The 16,934-nt window shown below is 34.8% G+C and carries 18 protein-coding genes and 1 tRNA gene; 14 read left to right on the top strand and 5 right to left on the bottom strand.

What is annotated here, in order from left to right:
• The 4 genes from EUC40_RS19570 (at position 1) to EUC40_RS19555 (ending at position 2,615) form a co-directional block, all read left to right on the top strand.
• The gene (locus tag EUC40_RS19570) at positions 1–378 is read left to right on the top strand and encodes a permease (protein ID WP_156576318.1); all 378 of its coding nucleotides are present in this window, start codon (positions 1–3) and stop codon (positions 376–378) included.
• A gap of 28 nt (positions 379–406) precedes the next feature.
• On the top strand, positions 407–589 hold the full coding sequence (locus tag EUC40_RS19565; RefSeq protein WP_001178304.1) for a DUF3976 domain-containing protein: 183 nt from the start codon (positions 407–409) through the stop codon (positions 587–589).
• 133 nt (positions 590–722) lie between these two features.
• Positions 723–1,082 (top strand): hypothetical protein, encoded by a 360-nt coding sequence (locus EUC40_RS19560; protein ID WP_156576317.1) that lies wholly within the window; start codon positions 723–725, stop codon positions 1,080–1,082.
• 231 nt (positions 1,083–1,313) lie between these two features.
• The gene (locus EUC40_RS19555) at positions 1,314–2,615 is read left to right on the top strand and encodes a PDDEXK-like family protein (RefSeq protein ID WP_156576316.1); all 1,302 of its coding nucleotides are present in this window, start codon (positions 1,314–1,316) and stop codon (positions 2,613–2,615) included.
• Between the two features lie 359 nt (positions 2,616–2,974).
• Here EUC40_RS19555 and EUC40_RS19550 read toward each other — a convergent pair.
• The 3 genes from EUC40_RS19550 to EUC40_RS19540 form a co-directional block, all read right to left on the bottom strand.
• Positions 2,975–3,047, bottom strand: a tRNA-Val gene (locus tag EUC40_RS19550).
• Positions 3,048–3,236: 189 nt separating this feature from the next.
• On the bottom strand, positions 3,237–3,461 hold the full coding sequence (locus EUC40_RS19545; RefSeq protein ID WP_156576315.1) for a hypothetical protein: 225 nt from the start codon (positions 3,459–3,461) through the stop codon (positions 3,237–3,239).
• Positions 3,462–3,756: 295 nt separating this feature from the next.
• Positions 3,757–4,512 carry a class I SAM-dependent methyltransferase gene (locus EUC40_RS19540; RefSeq protein WP_156576314.1) on the bottom strand — a complete coding sequence of 252 codons (756 nt, stop codon included), beginning with the start codon at positions 4,510–4,512 and terminating at the stop codon, positions 3,757–3,759.
• A 436-nt stretch (positions 4,513–4,948) separates the two neighbouring features.
• Here EUC40_RS19540 and EUC40_RS19535 point away from each other — a divergent pair, with 436 nt between their 5' ends.
• From EUC40_RS19535 to EUC40_RS19510, 6 genes are all read left to right on the top strand, one after another.
• Positions 4,949–5,176, top strand: a complete 228-nt coding sequence (locus EUC40_RS19535; RefSeq protein ID WP_000251865.1) for a hypothetical protein — start codon at positions 4,949–4,951, stop codon at positions 5,174–5,176.
• A 153-nt stretch (positions 5,177–5,329) separates the two neighbouring features.
• A complete protein-coding gene (locus tag EUC40_RS19530; RefSeq protein ID WP_156576313.1) occupies positions 5,330–6,616 on the top strand; it encodes a D-alanyl-D-alanine carboxypeptidase family protein in 1,287 nt (428 codons plus the stop codon).
• A gap of 196 nt (positions 6,617–6,812) precedes the next feature.
• Positions 6,813–7,382, top strand: a complete 570-nt coding sequence (gene sipW / locus EUC40_RS19525) for a signal peptidase I SipW (protein ID WP_071709924.1) — start codon at positions 6,813–6,815, stop codon at positions 7,380–7,382.
• Between the two features lie 62 nt (positions 7,383–7,444).
• Complete coding sequence (locus EUC40_RS19520; protein ID WP_071709923.1) at positions 7,445–8,032, top strand: TasA family protein; 588 nt, start codon at positions 7,445–7,447, stop codon at positions 8,030–8,032.
• A 117-nt stretch (positions 8,033–8,149) separates the two neighbouring features.
• Positions 8,150–8,986: a DUF4047 domain-containing protein gene (locus EUC40_RS19515; protein ID WP_156576312.1), complete on the top strand. Its 837-nt coding sequence runs from the start codon at positions 8,150–8,152 to the stop codon at positions 8,984–8,986.
• 289 nt (positions 8,987–9,275) lie between these two features.
• The gene (locus EUC40_RS19510) at positions 9,276–9,869 is read left to right on the top strand and encodes a CalY family protein (protein ID WP_156576311.1); all 594 of its coding nucleotides are present in this window, start codon (positions 9,276–9,278) and stop codon (positions 9,867–9,869) included.
• A gap of 74 nt (positions 9,870–9,943) precedes the next feature.
• On the opposite strand, the gene EUC40_RS19505 is transcribed toward EUC40_RS19510, so the two are convergent.
• Positions 9,944–10,267 carry a helix-turn-helix domain-containing protein gene (locus EUC40_RS19505; protein ID WP_000578876.1) on the bottom strand — a complete coding sequence of 108 codons (324 nt, stop codon included), beginning with the start codon at positions 10,265–10,267 and terminating at the stop codon, positions 9,944–9,946.
• Positions 10,268–10,357: 90 nt separating this feature from the next.
• Positions 10,358–10,492, bottom strand: a complete 135-nt coding sequence (locus tag EUC40_RS19500; protein ID WP_000276216.1) for an anti-repressor SinI family protein — start codon at positions 10,490–10,492, stop codon at positions 10,358–10,360.
• Positions 10,493–10,836: 344 nt separating this feature from the next.
• Between EUC40_RS19500 and inhA1 the strand changes: the two genes are divergently transcribed.
• The 4 genes from inhA1 (at position 10,837) to potB (ending at position 16,933) form a co-directional block, all read left to right on the top strand.
• Positions 10,837–13,224 (top strand): M6 family metalloprotease immune inhibitor InhA1, encoded by a 2,388-nt coding sequence (gene inhA1, locus EUC40_RS19495; protein WP_156576310.1) that lies wholly within the window; start codon positions 10,837–10,839, stop codon positions 13,222–13,224.
• Positions 13,225–13,498: 274 nt separating this feature from the next.
• Positions 13,499–14,866, top strand: coding sequence for an aldehyde dehydrogenase (locus EUC40_RS19490; protein ID WP_156576963.1), 1,368 nt, complete (start codon positions 13,499–13,501; stop codon positions 14,864–14,866).
• Between the two features lie 238 nt (positions 14,867–15,104).
• A complete protein-coding gene (gene potA / locus EUC40_RS19485; RefSeq protein ID WP_071709918.1) occupies positions 15,105–16,088 on the top strand; it encodes a spermidine/putrescine ABC transporter ATP-binding protein PotA in 984 nt (327 codons plus the stop codon).
• Complete coding sequence (potB, locus tag EUC40_RS19480; protein WP_071709917.1) at positions 16,085–16,933, top strand: spermidine/putrescine ABC transporter permease PotB; 849 nt, start codon at positions 16,085–16,087, stop codon at positions 16,931–16,933. The genes potA and potB overlap by 4 nt, the downstream gene beginning before the upstream one ends.
• The last annotated feature ends 1 nt before the right edge of the window (position 16,934 follow it).

Below are 16,934 nucleotides of genomic sequence, written 5' to 3'. Positions count from 1 at the left end.
ATGAATTATTCACAAAAGTACTTTGTTATTATGGGAATTATTTTTCTATTTATGAGTGGATTTATGATATTAACAGGTATAATGACGCATTCTGCACCGCCAGCTCCGACGTATACATTGCTTGCGATGATGATCATGTGTTTTTGCTTAAGCTATTTACACCCACAATTTAAAGAAAAAGACGAGCGCATGAAACTCATTCGTTATAAAGGGATATTCTTCAGCTTTTTTGCATTAACAGCATATTATCTTCTTTTCTCTATTGGCTTAAACTTAAACGTAATTACACTATCTGCTACTGAACTATTGAACATACTTATGGCACTCACAATGAGTATCGTCTTTATCTCATTTGTTGTTTTATCGAAAAGATATTAAGATGTAATAGAGAAAGGAAGATTAACATATGCAAATGATGTATGCTTTTGGCATTGGGCTTGTATTATTTTTAGCCGTATTCTTATTTATTCGTAAAGACGTGCAAGGCGGGACGTTAACGAAAAGAGGATTTTATAAAATGATCGGCTGTTTAGTTGTTATGTTTATAGCGATTATCGTCATGATCGTTTTAATAACGCAATCACTGTAAAATTGAAAAATGGAACCTTACTTCGGTAAGGTTTTTCTTTTTGATAACAAAACAAAAATTACCATAAAAACCATTTACTATCTATATGCTATATTATATAATCCGATAAAATGATGGGTAAGGAGAATAGTATATGAATAAAAAAACTATCTTCTTTATATTAACTTGTCTACTACTTGTAGCTAGTATTACTTATATGATATGCACTAAACGAGAACCAGTGCCACCTATGTTAGTATGGGAGGAACGGGAGTACTACGTTACGGATGAACCTGCCGAAGCAGAAGAAATTGACCAAAAACTTGGAGAAGTAACAAAGAAAATCAAACTAAGTAAAAGACCTACTAAAAATAGTGAATCCAACACATTACAAGAAAAAACAGAAGTATTCACAATGAGAGAAGAAGAAAAAGATCCTCACTCAGCTTTAATTATAAAGGAGCCTTATAGTGAGGAGTATAGGGTAGTAAGGCCGATGTTGAAAGTATTATAAGGTGAAGAGGAGACTCGTATGCGACAGTAGCTCTATATCTGGGGAGAAAACTGAATTTTCATTAATCCGTGTACTAGAAATGAGTCTTTTGATAATAAAATGAAATGATTTATGAACGGACAGCCAGCCCTTAAATGTCTATGAGAATGAAATTAGTTAATTTAATATTTTTAAGGTTAAAAGTTTCCTAATCATTAAAAATGATGGCTATATAGTATAAGGGGGATATATATGCAAATGGTCACTAATATTAAAAGAGAAGAAAGTTTTAAAAATCTAATTAAATACCTTTATGAAAATCCATTTAACATTATTGGAATTTCGGATTATGAAATAAGGCATTCTAGGGTAATTGCGTGGTTGTTAGATCCTAGCGCAGGTCATGAATTATCTAATTTTTTTTCAAAGCATCTATTAGGTAATGTTATTAAAAAATACGTAGATGATTTTCAAGGGATAGATATTTCTGATATTAGGATATATACAGAATGGATTGTGGAGGAAAACCAAAAAAAAATTGATATTGTGGGTGTCTCAGATAAAAATAAATTTGTAATTGTTATTGAAAACAAAGTAAACGCTTCCCAGAGGTCAGGTCAATTAACTAGCTACCGAAAAGCGATAGAAACTAAGTATCCACAATCACAATATACTTATTATCCCTTTCTTTTAACATTATTTGGTGATGTTCCAAAGGAAGAAGATGATTGGTATATGGTTTTATCTTATGGAAATATCCTCTATGCTATTTCTAATTTATTAAGAGCCATTGAGAATAACAATTTTGAGGTATCAAACCGCATTTGTAATTTTATTAAAGATTATAAGGACATTATAAGTAAACATCTCTATTTAGATGATGAAATTATTAAATATGGACAAGATTTATATGGAAAATATAAATTAATTATAGAGAGTTTAGAAAATTATAAAAATATTTTTACTGAATTAGAATTTGAAGCACTAAAAACTATTCGGGATCACATGAAAACAGTTCCGTATTTTTACTTTCAAAAGGCGTATAAAAGATTTCTGAGCACCTATTCTGAACAGGATAACCAAGATGTTTTTAATGAAAATAAAAATGAAATTGTACATGAATATGGATTCACTAAAGGAAAGACAGAATTCTGGTTTGCTCCTGTAACAATTTATCAAGAACAAGATAAAAAGCTGAGTAGCAATAAATGGAAATCACCAGTTCCTTTTGCATACTTCTTTATTAAGGAGGGGGATAAAATAACCCTTCATGTTGAGCTAGGTCCAGTGAATTTTTTACAAAAATCCTTAAAGGTATCGAATAGAGATGAGTTAGTGAATTTTATTAAAAAAGATAAGACGGGAGAATGGAGCGATTTATCTCCAAGAGCTAACACTAAAAAGTGGGTTAAATTGTATAGTGACAGTAGAGAGGTACCACCATGGTCAAGTCAGGAGGTTATTTACTCAATATTGGAGGACTTATATATTAATGGATTCTCTCATATTAATGATCAAGTCTTTGCTGTAATTAATGAACTTTTTGAAGAGTAATATTTTCCACGGTGAACCAATTAATGAATTTCATTCCGTATTATATATTCTTAGCTATTATTTTCTCTCGGTCACAATAAGTGTAGCCATTTACTTATGAATCGTAGATTAAACGTTTATAAGAAAGGTCGCTGTATAGTTAAAATCCCGTCTTGATATACTCATTTTTGAGTAAAGTACCAACAGAGGTATATCTAGATAGCTTCCTGCCTCAGCAAACAAAAAAGAGGAATACCTCTAAGTCAGCTTGATTAGCTGACTAGAAGTATTCCTCTTTTAAACTCGTGGTGTCTGATGGAGGCCTCCACAGTTTTAGATTTTGAGAATATTCTCAAAATCCTTGATACTATTAGGATTTATGACCCCGGAGAGGCTCGAACTCACGACCTCCACCCTGTCAAGGTGGCGCTCTCCCTGCTGAGCTACGGGATCTTCAAAAATGATTATGTATTTGCACTTTTAATCATTAAGTTAAAGTAATTATATATAATTAACTGAAAATTTACAATATTTTTCGTGTAGTAAGTTTTTGAAGAGGTAGTGTAATAGAAAATAGTCTTTATTTTAGAGGTGTATTAGTATGTATGTTTTTATGTTTAATAAATAGAAGATACTGAGGTGTTATGGCTTCCGATACCAATCCAAAGGCCCCTCATCACTCAAATCAACTAGAAAAGGGAATAAGAAGTGTAAAGGTAAGCTTATAAGTTCTGGCATAGCGTTCACTGTTTTCTTTGATAAATATTGCCTTCCAAAGCAATATGGACAATCTTTTTCAAATGTCGTGAGTATCGACCAAACCTCTTTTACTTTCCACTTCGTTTTACAATATGTACAACACGCCATGGATTTCCTCCTTATTTTAAGTTGTTTTCTAATATGTTCCATTTTATTGTACGACAGTCAAGTGTATTTGAAGTGATAAAATGTGAGTTTTTTGTAAAAAGATAATAAAACTATTAAATTTCATCACACGAAACAAGCATACCCCCGTTCTGAATTTAGGACAGGAGTATGCTCGCTTAATTTTCGATATAGTGTATTTCATTGTACTCAACATATACCAATATAGCTAAGGTTTATTCAATGATCGTGCCCGATTGGTGAGGGCTGATTAAAGTTTCACTTTATGTCCGGCTGTTTACACATTGCCCATATAACTTCGTGTTAAGTTTGGGAGAACAATTTTTCCGTTCTTACTGTATTTTTCGAATAACTCTGATAGGAGGAGAACAAAGTTTTTATACTCTTCGTCATTTTCTTTCGGAGCATAGGACGCTGATAAATTCCTTCCCAAAAAACCTTCATAATCAAAAAGTAAATCATTTTGATATTCTTTAAACTCATACTTTCCATCTTTAAAAAAGCTGTTAAAAATTTCTGGTGTTTCCTCGATTCCACCGCTAAATCCTTTGAAATTCGGGCAGGTCTTCTGGCAAATTTCTGCATTCTCTTTAATAATCGGACTAGTTACATCTCTACTATTCCAAACAAGAGTAACATTTGCCTTTTGTTTCAAAATTCGTTGGCATTCGATTTTGAAAGCTTCTTTATCAAACCAATGAAATGCTTGAGCAACAGTTACTAAATCCACACTATGTTCTTTTAAAGTGGTATTTTCGGCAGTTGCTTTTATTGATTTAAAAAGAGGATATCGTTTTAACGATTGCTCTGCCATCTTTCTCATGTCATCATTTGGCTCAACACCAATAACATGTAAACCACTTTCAAGCAGCTGGTGGCTAAATATCCCCGTACCTGAACCAATATCGGCCACAATCTGATCCTCATTCAGTTCGTTAGCCGAAAGCAAATAATCAATATATTCTTTAGGATAACTAGGGCGATATTTCGCATATATATCGGCCTTGTCAGTAAAATTTTCTGTTGTTTTCACAGTACGACCTTCTTTCCAGTGATATTATGTATAGAAATAGGAAGCAAATAGTAAATTCCGCATCAGTCTCTAAGTCTACAATGTAAGAGTCCAGCTAAATGGAGCTGCCTTAGTTCCCTTATTCAAATTATACTATTTTACATGATATCTTCCAAAAGGCTATAATTCCTTACTTAACTAAACGGTCCAATTGTTGAATAACATGACCAGCGTTTTTTAAACAACTTTATTATGTTTAAAACTGTACACATTTAAGGATCTATTTAGTAATGTATGACCATTTGTATATCGCACGAGGATTATGTAGGATAAGAGATTTCCATTTTTAATATCCAAATTGGCCAATATATCCTTTTTACAATTTACTTAAAATCATGTATAACAGAGATACAAGATTATTTTATAAATATTCAGGAGTAGAGGGAGAATTATTGTAATGGTGAGAAAAACGTTCAAGATGCGTGTGTCTAGAAATAGAACGATTTCGATTAATGGTTCGATTCTTGATGTGGATGTTACACATGATGAGTTTTTGCAAGAGTTTGTTGAGTGGGTCGATTCTAAAGGTTGGTCGTTTATGGGGATGACGGATGAGATTACGCCCGAGGAAGCTAGTCAAAATTTAATAGATTCGTTGATTGATGAGAAGGATAAGAAAGAGTAATTCCTTCTTATTTTTATTGTATATTTATGTTCTCTATCGTAAAAGTATGATATAGTAAAAAATAGTTAATGTTCTTCCAATTTAATACAAATTACATAGAGATTGGTAGATTCATATTTTTGTTAGGGGAGTAAATTGAAAAGGGAGAGTCATATGGTAAATTTTAAGAAGATTTTGGCTTTTATTACAGTTATTTGTTTATTTTTTTTGACACCTATGACATTACACGCTGAGACGAATATTGGAGTGAATCCAGAACAAGTAGCACCACCACCTGCGGAAGGACCAAATGTTTTTAGTCAGTTTGCAGCTACGGTTGATGCGAAAACGGGAGATATGTTGTATGACAAAAACGCACGTCATCGTGCATTTCCTGCTAGTATGACGAAAGTGTTAACAGCAATTTTACTTATGGAGCATACGAAGCCTGAGGATCAATTTACGTTTTCGCAATTAGCGTTAGATCAGGAGAAGAGTAATTATCAAATTGAGTTTCAGCCTGGTGAGACGATTGACCGCAATACTGCACTTATGATTTTAATGGTGCTGAGTGCGAATGATGTATCGTTTGCGATTGCGGAGCATATTGGCGGGAGCGTTGAGAATTTCGCTAATATGATGAATGAAAAGGCGAAGCAATTAGGGGCGACAGATAGTCATTTTGTAACACCAAATGGATTACATGATCCAAATCATTATACGACGCCGTATGATATGGCTATGATTACGAGAGGTGTGCAAAAGTATCCTGAGATTTTGCAAGCGATGAATACGAAAAGAATAAGTGTTACGACATCTAGGCAGACAGTTTCTATTTTTAATAAATCTACTTATTTTGAAAATCCATACAGCATGGGTGGTAAGACGGGATTTACGAATGAAGCGCGTAATACACTTGTTTTATTAAATGAGAAAGATGGAAATCGTATTATAAATGTAGTAATGGCTTCTCAAAGACCTGAAATTTATGAAGATTTAAAGCAGATGGCGGAGTATTCTTTTGGTCAATTTGTGAAGCAAACGGTGCTAGATAAACAGAGTTGGCATCAAAAGACAACCTATTTAAATAAAGATATTGATAGCGAACTTGAAAAAAGTGCAGAGCTTATGCTTAAGAAAGATGAAGGGAAAAATGTGAGAACTATTTTCCGAGCAGCTTCATTAGATAAAGACTCTTTGTATCATAAGGGGATCCATCGTGGTGAGGTAGTTGGTGCAGTTGATATTACGAAAAATAATCAAACAATTGCGACGATAAATGTTCTTTCAAAGGAAGATGTTACTTTTGCGATGCCTAAAAAGGATACAGTTGCGCCGGAAGTAAAGGAATCAAATGTGAAAGTGATAAGTGTTGGGATAGGCGCGATTGTGTTATTGGGAGCCATTTTATACGTAGTGTTGCGCCGAAATAGACAAGGGATAAAATCAGAAGAAAAGTAAAAAAAGCATGAGGACTGTGAAGAAATTTCGTCACAGTCTTATTCCTATGATTAAAAAGAAAATTAACTAATAATTGTAAATTTTCTTATTGCAATTATATAAAGTTCGTTATATCATTTACTTATGTTCTTGTTAAAGAACATAAGAGGTTTTGCATACTTAAACAAATATAAAACAACGGAGAGGAAGAGAGACTATGAAATTCGTTTGGAAGATTATTAGCAACGCTATCTCATTTGTTTTATTTGCATTGATGGTTTTTTTAGCTTTTGTGGTTATTTCGTCAAAAGCGAGTGGTGGGGATCCGACGGTGATGGGGTATCAATTTAAATCAGTGTTATCAGGATCGATGGAACCGACTTTTTTAACAGGATCAATCATTGCGATAGAGCCAAAGAAAGATGGTTCTAAATATCAAAAAGGTGATGTGATTACCTTTAAAGAGAAAGATCAAAAAATTATCACTCACCGTATTATCGGTGTGAAAGATACAAATGGAAAAGTCATGTATGAAACAAAAGGGGATAACAATAACGGTCCAGATTTAGAACCAGTACTTGCGGAGAATGTAATTGGAAAATATGCAGATATTACAGTTCCTTATGCAGGATATGCATTAAATTATGCTAGTTCAAAGGCTGGAGCTGCTTTGCTTCTTATTATTCCAGGAGTCTTTTTATTAGGCTATTCCGCGATTTCTATTTTTAGTGCGATTCGCAGTATTGACGGAGAAAAGAAAGAGAAAAAGGTAGAGCAATCCGTCTAGTTCGTTTGGTTATACTTTCCGGTTAGGAAGTTGACAAATATATAGAATAAGGGGATATGGACATGACTTTAAAGAAAAAATTAGGGATGGGTATCGCATCAGCAATGTTAGGGGCAGCATTAGTTGGTGGAGGAACATTTGCATTTTTCAGTGACAAAGAAGTGTCAAACAATACATTTGCGGCGGGTACACTTGATTTAGTGGCAAACCCAAAAGCAGTAGTGGATGTATCAAATTTAAAACCTGGGGATAAAATTGAAAAGGAATTTAAACTAGAAAATAAAGGTTCTTTAAATATTAAAAAGGTTCTACTAAAAACAGACTATACTGTAGAGGATACGAAAAAAGATAATAACGATGATTTCGGTAAACATATTGAAGTAACGTTCTTAAGAAATGTAGATAAGCAGGAGACTATTGTTAAGAAAACTACATTAGATAAATTGAAGAAGGATACACTTACAGCGGTTGATAACGATTTATTAGCTTGGATTTTGGATGAAAAAGGTATTTCAGCAGGTAAGTCTGATACGTTCAAAGTGAAATTCGAGTTTGTTGATAATGGAAAAGATCAAAATCAATTCCAAGGCGATAAGTTACAATTAAATTGGACGTTTGAGGCACAACAAACAGCAGGTGAAGAAAGATAATAATAAAGGGCTATCAAATAGATAGTCCTTTTTCTATTTTTCTAGTATATAGCTATCATTTTGTATAGTTCTTTATTATAATAAAGATAGTGTTCTGTATAAAGAACGTAACGTTCGATGGGAGAGATTAAGATGCTGAAAAGACCGCGTAATTTAAAAAAGATGCTTATATTGCCGTGTATGTGCTCTATTACGTTTTATTTAGGATCTCAAATTATGACGCATACAGAAGCGGCATTCATTCATGAAACGAAAGTAGAAGCGACCCTTTCTACAGCAATTATATTTCCGAAAACAGTAAATACGTTTAAAGAGCAGGCTGAGCAACATAAACAGTTTATTGAGCGTGAGTATGGAGCGATGAAGGAGAAATTAGCAGTAACTTCTATTAAAGAAATAGAACAGGCAATTACTATATGGAAACAAGGGCGTGAGAAAATTGTTTCTGAGAAGGAAGCCTTGCAAAATGTATATACTGAAATAGAAGGTCCTTACAATCAAATACAGGAAGAATTAAAAGTGAATAAAAGTAAGTCAATTCAGCAAGTAGCTTTATATGTGAATGAAGGCTTTCATAGTATAAAAGATAAGCGTGATTATATTGAGAAAGAAATTAGTTTACAAGTGATTGATGAACAAATTCAGGCTCTTGATAAACAATTAAAAGATGCGATAGATGCAGAGAAAAAAGCAGAAGAGCAGAAGAAAATAGAAGAACAGAAGAAAATAGAGGATCAGAAAAAGGCAGAAGAGCAGAAAAAAGCAGAAGAGCAGAAGAAAATAGAGGATCAGAAAAAGGCAGAAGAGCAGAAAAAAGCAGAAGAACAGAAGAAAGTAGAAGAGCAGAAGAAAATAGAAGAGCAGAAAAAAGCAGAAGAACAGAAGAAAATAGAGGATCAGAAAAAAGCAGACGCACAAAAGCAAGTAGAAACAGCTAAACATCCTGAGCAGTGAGCTCATGCAACAGAAAGATACATAGGAGTGTGAGGGAGTATTTGCCCTCGCACTTATTGTCTATGTGTTTACATAAACAGAAAAATCAGAATAATATTGAGAAATAAAAATAACTGAAAATATTAATAAATATGTGTTGTATTTATACAGTTTTGTTCGTTATAATGAACTTAAGGTTTTTAAAAAAGAACAAACATTATTTATACCAATCTATTTTTAGTTACACCTCTTATTTCGAAATAAGAGATAACAATATAAAAATACAAAAAACAGCTAGGGGGAATTGATTGTGAGTCTGAAAAAGAAATTAGGTATGGGAGTTGCATCAGCGGCATTGGGGTTATCTTTAATTGGTGGAGGAACATTTGCATTCTTTAGCGATAAAGAAGTATCAAACAATACATTTGCAGCTGGGACGTTAGATCTTACATTAAACCCTAAAACGCTTGTAGATATTAAAGATTTAAAACCAGGGGATTCTGTTAAGAAAGAGTTCTTATTAAAGAACGATGGCACGTTAGATATTAAAGAGATTAAACTATTGACAAAGTATGATGTAACGGATGCTAAAAACGATAACGCAGGAGAAGATTTTGCTAAGCACATTAATGTGAAATTCATTTGGAATTGGGATAAAGGAAGTCAGCCTGTATATGAAACAACATTAGCAGACTTAAAAGATGAAAGTCCAGATGTAGTAGCGAAAGAAATCTTTGCTCCTGAGTGGTCAGAAAACGGTGGTTTAGCAGCTGGTGATCAAGATTACTTATGGGTGGAATTTGAGTTCGTAGAGAATGAAGAGGATCAAAATAAATTCCAAGGTGATTCATTAAACTTAGAATGGACATTTAATGCTAAGCAAAAAGATGGCGAAGAAAGATAATAAAAAAGCGGGTATCCCCCGCTTTTTTTTATAAAGAAAAAGAAGTGCCGGTTGTAAGCACTTCTTTCTATGTATTATTTGTGATCTTGCTTCCATTTTGTAAATTCAAGAAATTCACGAAATTGTTCTTTGGAGACACCGGAGTTCATCGCATCTTTGACGAGCTGTGTCCATTCGGAGTCTAGATTAGCTTCCTTTGTTGTTTCATCATGAAGTAAAGTATCAACTGGAATTTGTAGAACTGCTGCGATTTTTTCAAGAAACTGAATGGAAGGGTTTTTTTGCAAATTTCGTTCTATCGAACTAATGTAAGATTTAGCAACACCAGCTTTTTCGGCAAGTTCAGTTAATGAAATGCCTTTTTGTAAACGAAGGCGTTTTATACGTTCTCCAATCATATTTGCGCACCTTTCTATCAATATGTAGTCGTCTTATGATGTCATTATTATAACATTATTATAGCATAAACTTCGTTAAAAAGAACAAAGCTATTGAGCATGACTTGATGGCTTCATACGTTGGAAAAAGTGTTCAATATCTTGCAGGGCGATACCAGCATCTAGAGCTTCAAGTATTAAATCAATCCATTCTTGGTCCAGTGCGTCTGTCTTATCTTTGTACAAGTGTAATTCCTCCCTAATTATCGGTCATAATTGCTGCTACAGAATAAATGATAATGAATCGAATTTTGTATTTTATGTATCGAATTATCATTTATTGTGTAGATAAAACAAAGATAAAATCCCCATTAAACTCCCTCAATGGAAATAATTATAAATTGTTCGATAAATATTTTCAATATTTTCAGAAAACATTGTTGAATTGTGATATATTCGTATACTAACTATGGAATTTTTACAAATATATTAAAAAAATTACATAATATAACTAAATATTGAAAAAATATTGAATTTTTAATAAAATTCAATTTGTAATACATATTATTTATTAGGGGAGGAAATAAGGGATGAAAAAGAAACCATTTAAAGTGTTATCATCAATTGCTTTAACAGCTGTTCTAGGTATTTCATTCAGCGCTGGTACTCAATCGGCTTATGCTGAAACACCTGTGAATAAGACGGCTACGAGCCCAGTTGATGATCATTTAATTCCAGAGGAGCGTTTAGCAAATGCGCTAAAAGAACGTGGGGTAATTGATTCGAAAGCTTCAGAGACAGAAACAAAGAAAGCTGTCGAAAAATACGTAGAGAACAAAAAGGGTGAAAATCCTGGGAAAGAAGTAACAAATGGGGACCCACTTACGAAAGAAGCATCTGACTTTTTAAAGAAAGTGAAAGATGCGAAAGCAGATACGAAAGAAAAATCAGAGCAACCTGCAACAGGTACACCAGCAGCGACAGGGCCAGCTAAAGGTACCCTAAATGGTAAAGTACCAACTTCACCAGCAAAACAAAAAGGATATAACGGTGAAGTTCGTAAAGATAAAGTACTCGTTTTACTTGTAGAGTATGCTGATTTCAAACATAACAATATTGATAAAGAACCTGGTTACATGTATTCCAACGATTTTAATCAAGAACATTATGAAAAAATGTTATTTGGTAACGAGCCGTTTACGTTAGATGACGGAAGTAAAATCGAAACGTTTAAACAATATTATGAAGAGCAATCTGGTGGTAGTTATACTGTAGATGGAACAGTTACAAAATGGTTAACAGTTCCAGGTAAAGCTGCTGATTACGGTGCTGATGCTGCTACAGGTCATGATAATAAAGGACCAAAAGGACCACGTGATCTAGTAAAAGATGCATTAAAAGCAGCTGTAGATAGCGGTCTTGATTTATCACAGTTTGATCAGTTCGATCAATACGATGTAAATGGTGATGGAAATCAAAATCAACCTGATGGTTTAATCGACCACTTAATGATTATTCATGCGGGTGTTGGACAAGAAGCTGGCGGCGGTAAATTAGGTGATGACGCAATTTGGTCACATCGCTGGACAGTTGGGCCAAAACCATTCCAAATTGAAGGTACACAAGCAAAAGTTCCATATTGGGGCGGAAAGATGGCAGCATTCGACTACACAATTGAGCCAGAAGATGGAGCAGTTGGGGTATTCGCACACGAATATGGTCATGATCTAGGTCTTCCAGATGAGTATGATACACAATATAGCGGTCAAGGTGAGCCGGTTGAAGCTTGGTCTATTATGAGTGGCGGAAGCTGGGCTGGTAAAATTGCAGGAACAACACCGACGAGCCTATCACCACAAAATAAAGAGTTTTTCCAAAAGACAATCGGTGGTAACTGGGCAAATATCGTAGAAGTAGATTACGAGAAATTAAATAAAGGTATCGGTCTAGCAACATATTTAGACCAAAGTGTTACGAAATCTGATCGACCAGGTTTGATTCGTGTTAACTTACCGGATAAAGATGTAAAAACGATTGCTCCAGCATTTGGTAAACAGTATTACTACAGCACAAAAGGTGACGATCTACATACAAAGATGGAAACACCGCTGTTTGATTTAACAAATGCAACGAATGCGAAATTTGATTTCAAATCATTGTATGAAATCGAAGCAGAGTACGATTTCCTTGAAGTACACGCTGTAACAGAAGATGGTCAACAAACGTTACTTGAAAGAATTGGTGAGAAAGCAAATAGTGGAAATGCAGCTACAACAAGCGGAAAATGGATTGATAAATCATATGATTTAAGTCAGTTCAAAGGTAAGAAAGTGAAATTAACATTTGATTACATTACTGATGGTGGCTTAGCGTTAAACGGATTCGCTCTTGATAATGCGTCATTAACAGTAGATGGTAAAGTTGCATTCTCTGATGATGCAGAAGGTGCACCACAATTCAAATTAGATGGTTTCGCTGTTTCTAACGGAACAGAGAAGAAAAAACATAACTACTATGTAGAGTGGAGAAACTACGCTGGTTCAGATAACGCGTTGAAATTTGCTCGCGGTCCACAATATAACACTGGTATGGTTGTATGGTATGCGGACTCAGAGTACACAGATAACTGGGTTGGCGTACATCCAGGACACGGTTTCCTTGGTGTAGTTGATTCTCATCCAGAAGCAATTGTAGGAACTTTAAATGGTAAACCGACAGTTAAGAGTAGTACACGATTCCAAATCGCTGATGCGGCGTTCTCATTCGATAAAACGCCATCTTGGAAAGTTGTATCTCCAACGCGTGGAACGTTTACGTATAATGGTTTAGCAGGTGTACCGAAGTTTGATGACTCTAAAAAGTATATCAATGAACAAATTCCAGATGCAGGACGTATTTTACCGAAGCTTGGTCTGAAGTTTGAAGTAGTAGGACAAGCTGATGATAATTCTGCAGGTGCTGTTCGTTTATATCGTTAATACTGTAAAACTACCGGGAGATTTTCTTTCGGTAGTTTTTTTGTGAGCAATGAATTTTATAAAAAAGAAAAAATTATATATAATGTAATTTTACGAATAAAAAAGTTCTATATAAATAATGAAAGAATTGGATAAAGTGAATTTGTAATCAGGAGGCATCTTGACTGATTATTAGTTCGGCTCGCGTCTAACATCCTTGCATTCGCTGGATTTTGAGGTGAGAGTCTAAATGCTCGTTAATAGCGAGATAAAACTAGTGGGAGAAGGTGAATGGATGAGCATTTCTTCTATTGTAAAGAAACAAAAGGAATATTTTTATAATGGACATACAAGAAGTATAGAAACAAGAAAAATGAATTTGAAGAAGCTTTATGATGGAATTCAGCGTTATGAAGATGAGATATTTCAAGCATTGAAAGTAGATTTAAATAAGTCAGTTCACGAATCGTTTACAACAGAAATAGGATACGTATTAAAAGAGATTTCTTTTCAATTAAAACATATTTCAGCGTGGAGTAAACCGAAGCGTGTTCGAACAGCACTTACTCATTTCGGGTCAAAGGGAAAAGTATTACCAGAACCGTATGGTGTGACACTAATTATTGCGCCGTGGAACTATCCGTTTCAATTAGCAATTGCACCACTTGTAGGAGCGCTGGCAGCTGGCAATACAGTCGTTTTAAAGCCATCAGAGTTAACGCCAAACGTTTCAAAAGTGATTGTGAGAATAGTAGAGGAATTATTCCCAGAAGAGCTTGTAGCGGTAGTAGAAGGTGGCGTTAAAGAAAGTACAGATTTGCTAGGGGAACCGTTTGATTATATTTTCTTTACAGGTAGTGTTGGCGTAGGGAAAGTTGTAATGGAGGCAGCAGCGAAACAGTTAACGCCACTTACGTTAGAACTGGGAGGAAAGAGCCCCTGTATTGTACATAAAGATGCAAAAGTAGATGTAACTGCAAGACGAATTGTTTGGGGCAAGTTTTTAAATGCTGGACAGACGTGTGTAGCGCCTGATTATATGTATGTGCATTCTTCTGTGAAAGAACAGTTAATTGAGGCACTGCGACATGAAATTGCGGAGCAGTATGGAAAAGAGCCGCTCAATAATGACAACTACGTACGAATTGTGAGCGAGCGACATTTTGAACGATTATGTACATTTTTGAAAGATGGTAAAACTGAAATCGGCGGAAATTATAAAAAAGAAACGTTACATATTGAACCGACAGTGTTAACAAATGTTACATGGCAAAGTACTGTTATGGAAGATGAAATTTTTGGACCAATCTTACCAATTATAGAATATGACAAAATAGAAGATGTCATTGATACAATTCAGCAACATCCGAAGCCGTTAGCTTTATATGTGTTTTCTGAAGATAAAGAAGTACAAAAGAAGGTGACGAGTAATATTTCATATGGCGGAGGTTGTATTAATGATGTTGTCTATCATCTTGCAACGCCGTATTTACCTTTTGGAGGCGTCGGAAGTAGTGGTTTAGGTAGTTATCATGGGGAAGAAAGTTTTCGGACTTTTTCACATTATAAAAGCATTTTAGCCCAATCTACAGCATTCGACATGAAAATTCGTTACTCTTCTACAAAAAGTGCTTTAAAATTCATACGAAAGTTGTTAAAATGATGATGGTGTTTATCAGTAGGCGTAGCCGTATGATAATAGCCCCTTCGCAATGGAAGGGGTTTTTCTGTTCGACGTTATGTATCGTGCGAAAATGAATCAAACATACTACATAAAGAATAGAAGCGAACGCTTGTTAAATAATCATTTTTGTTTGGATCGAAACAAAAAATAGTCTATAAAACATAAATATTTATTCATGAATATAAAAATTAAAATTTAAGGTAGATAGGACGGGAAAATGAAAAAGATTATTAAAGTTGAAGCAGTAGAAAAACATTTTGGAAATCAAGTGATTATCCCACCTCTTTCTTTAGATATTAAAGAAGGAGAATTTTTAACAATTTTAGGACCGAGTGGTTGCGGCAAAACGACGTTACTTCGTATGATCGCAGGTTTTGAAACGCCAACTAAAGGAAATCTTTTATTAGATGATGAAAGAATTAACGATTTGCCGCCATATAAGCGTCATATGAACTTAGTGTTTCAACATTATGCACTATTCCCGCATATGAGTGTGGAGAAAAATATTTGTTTCGGTATGAAAATGCAAAAAGTACCAGCAGCAGAGCAGAAAGAACGTGCTGAAGAGGCAATGCGTTTAACACAGTTACTTGAGTTTCGTAATCGTAAACCTTCGAAGCTTTCTGGTGGACAGCAGCAGCGTGTCGCAATTGCGAGAGCGATTGTTAATAACCCACGCGTATTATTATTAGATGAGCCACTTGGAGCGCTTGACTTTAAGTTACGAAAAGATTTGCAACGTGAATTGAAGAACTTACAGCGTAATTTAGGAATTACGTTCATATACGTAACGCACGATCAAGAAGAAGCGATGAGTATGAGTGATCGTATTGTCGTTATGAATAAAGGGCATATAGAGCAAGTCGGCACCCCGAAAGAAATTTATAATCAACCGAAAACATTGTTTGTTGCGACGTTCATCGGTGAAAATAATATTGTGAAAAATGGGGAAAGCTACGTAGCAATTCGCCCTGAAAATGTAAAGGTTCGTTCGGTTGAAGAGCCAATTTTAAAAGAATACCATCTTGGACATATTGAAGATATTGAGTTTGTTGGAAATATGGAAAAGCTTTATGTACGTGATGAGAAAACATCAGAATTACTAATGGCATATCAAACTGCTGGAGAAGCAGCACAGTGGAGCATTGGAGATAATGTATATGTAGGCTGGGAGCAAGAGGACGAGGTGACCTTAAATTGAAGAAAGGGAAATTACTCGCATTACCTACAGTCGTATGGCTGTTACTCTTCTTCCTAATTCCACTTCTGTTCGTACTCGCATTTGCCTTCATGCAGCGCGGAGCATACGGGACAGTGGAAATGAAGTTTACACTAGATAACATAGTGCGCGTGTTTGATCCATTATATATGGGGACATTATGGGAAACAGTGAAAATTGCGGTTATTACGACGGTACTTTGTTTAGTAATTGGTTATCCATTTGCCTATACAATTACAATTGTTGATCGCAAATATCGTTCTATCCTTTTATTATTGGCAACGATCCCGTTCTGGATTAACTTCCTTGTTCGTTCATACGCATGGATTGTTATTTTACGTTCACAAGGTCTTGTAAACACATTGTTATTGAAATTAGGTATTATTAGTGAACCTTTAAATTTATTATATAATACACCGTCTGTAATACTCGGAATGGTATATTCTTTATTACCATTTATGATTTTACCAGTGTATGCGGCTATTGAGCAGCTGGATAAGCGTAAGCTAGAGGCAGCTTATGATTTAGGGGCAACACCAGTAAAGGCATTTTGGAATGTAACAGTACCAATGACGATGTCAGGGATTGTTACTGGTTCTATTTTAGTATTCGTCTCTTCTATCGGAATGTTTGTTGTATCAGACGTTATGGGTGGATCGAAAGTAGCGTTAATCGGAAACGTAATTCAAAATCAATTCTTAGGATCGCGTGACTGGCCGTTTGGTTCTGCGTTATCTATGATTGTTGTTCTATTCTCTGTTCTGTTAATTTACTTATATTATCGTGCAACGAAAGTATATAAATATGATGGAAACGGAGGGGAATAGG

This window comes from Bacillus luti (assembly GCF_009739945.1).
Classification (GTDB): Bacteria; Bacillota; Bacilli; order Bacillales; family Bacillaceae_G; genus Bacillus_A; species Bacillus_A luti.
The sequence above is the reverse complement of the archived record's forward strand: the minus strand, read 5'-3'. Positions and strand labels throughout refer to the sequence as shown.

Excerpts from the sequence above, each read along its gene's own strand:
- EUC40_RS19520 (WP_071709923.1), top strand. The coding sequence starts at position 7,445 with ATGACTTTAAAGAAAAAATTAGGGATGGGTATCGCATCAGCAATGTTA.
- EUC40_RS19490 (WP_156576963.1), top strand. The coding sequence starts at position 13,499 with ATGAGCATTTCTTCTATTGTAAAGAAACAAAAGGAATATTTTTATAAT.
- inhA1 (WP_156576310.1), top strand. The coding sequence starts at position 10,837 with ATGAAAAAGAAACCATTTAAAGTGTTATCATCAATTGCTTTAACAGCT.
- EUC40_RS19515 (WP_156576312.1), top strand. The coding sequence starts at position 8,150 with ATGGGAGAGATTAAGATGCTGAAAAGACCGCGTAATTTAAAAAAGATG.
- EUC40_RS19535 (WP_000251865.1), top strand. The coding sequence starts at position 4,949 with ATGGTGAGAAAAACGTTCAAGATGCGTGTGTCTAGAAATAGAACGATT.
- EUC40_RS19565 (WP_001178304.1), top strand. The coding sequence starts at position 407 with ATGCAAATGATGTATGCTTTTGGCATTGGGCTTGTATTATTTTTAGCC.
- EUC40_RS19530 (WP_156576313.1), top strand. The coding sequence starts at position 5,330 with ATGGTAAATTTTAAGAAGATTTTGGCTTTTATTACAGTTATTTGTTTA.
- EUC40_RS19570 (WP_156576318.1), top strand. The coding sequence starts at position 1 with ATGAATTATTCACAAAAGTACTTTGTTATTATGGGAATTATTTTTCTA.
- EUC40_RS19505 (WP_000578876.1), bottom strand. The coding sequence starts at position 10,267 with ATGATTGGAGAACGTATAAAACGCCTTCGTTTACAAAAAGGCATTTCA.
- EUC40_RS19555 (WP_156576316.1), top strand. The coding sequence starts at position 1,314 with ATGCAAATGGTCACTAATATTAAAAGAGAAGAAAGTTTTAAAAATCTA.
- sipW (WP_071709924.1), top strand. The coding sequence starts at position 6,813 with ATGAAATTCGTTTGGAAGATTATTAGCAACGCTATCTCATTTGTTTTA.
- EUC40_RS19560 (WP_156576317.1), top strand. The coding sequence starts at position 723 with ATGAATAAAAAAACTATCTTCTTTATATTAACTTGTCTACTACTTGTA.
- EUC40_RS19545 (WP_156576315.1), bottom strand. The coding sequence starts at position 3,461 with ATGGCGTGTTGTACATATTGTAAAACGAAGTGGAAAGTAAAAGAGGTT.
- potA (WP_071709918.1), top strand. The coding sequence starts at position 15,105 with ATGAAAAAGATTATTAAAGTTGAAGCAGTAGAAAAACATTTTGGAAAT.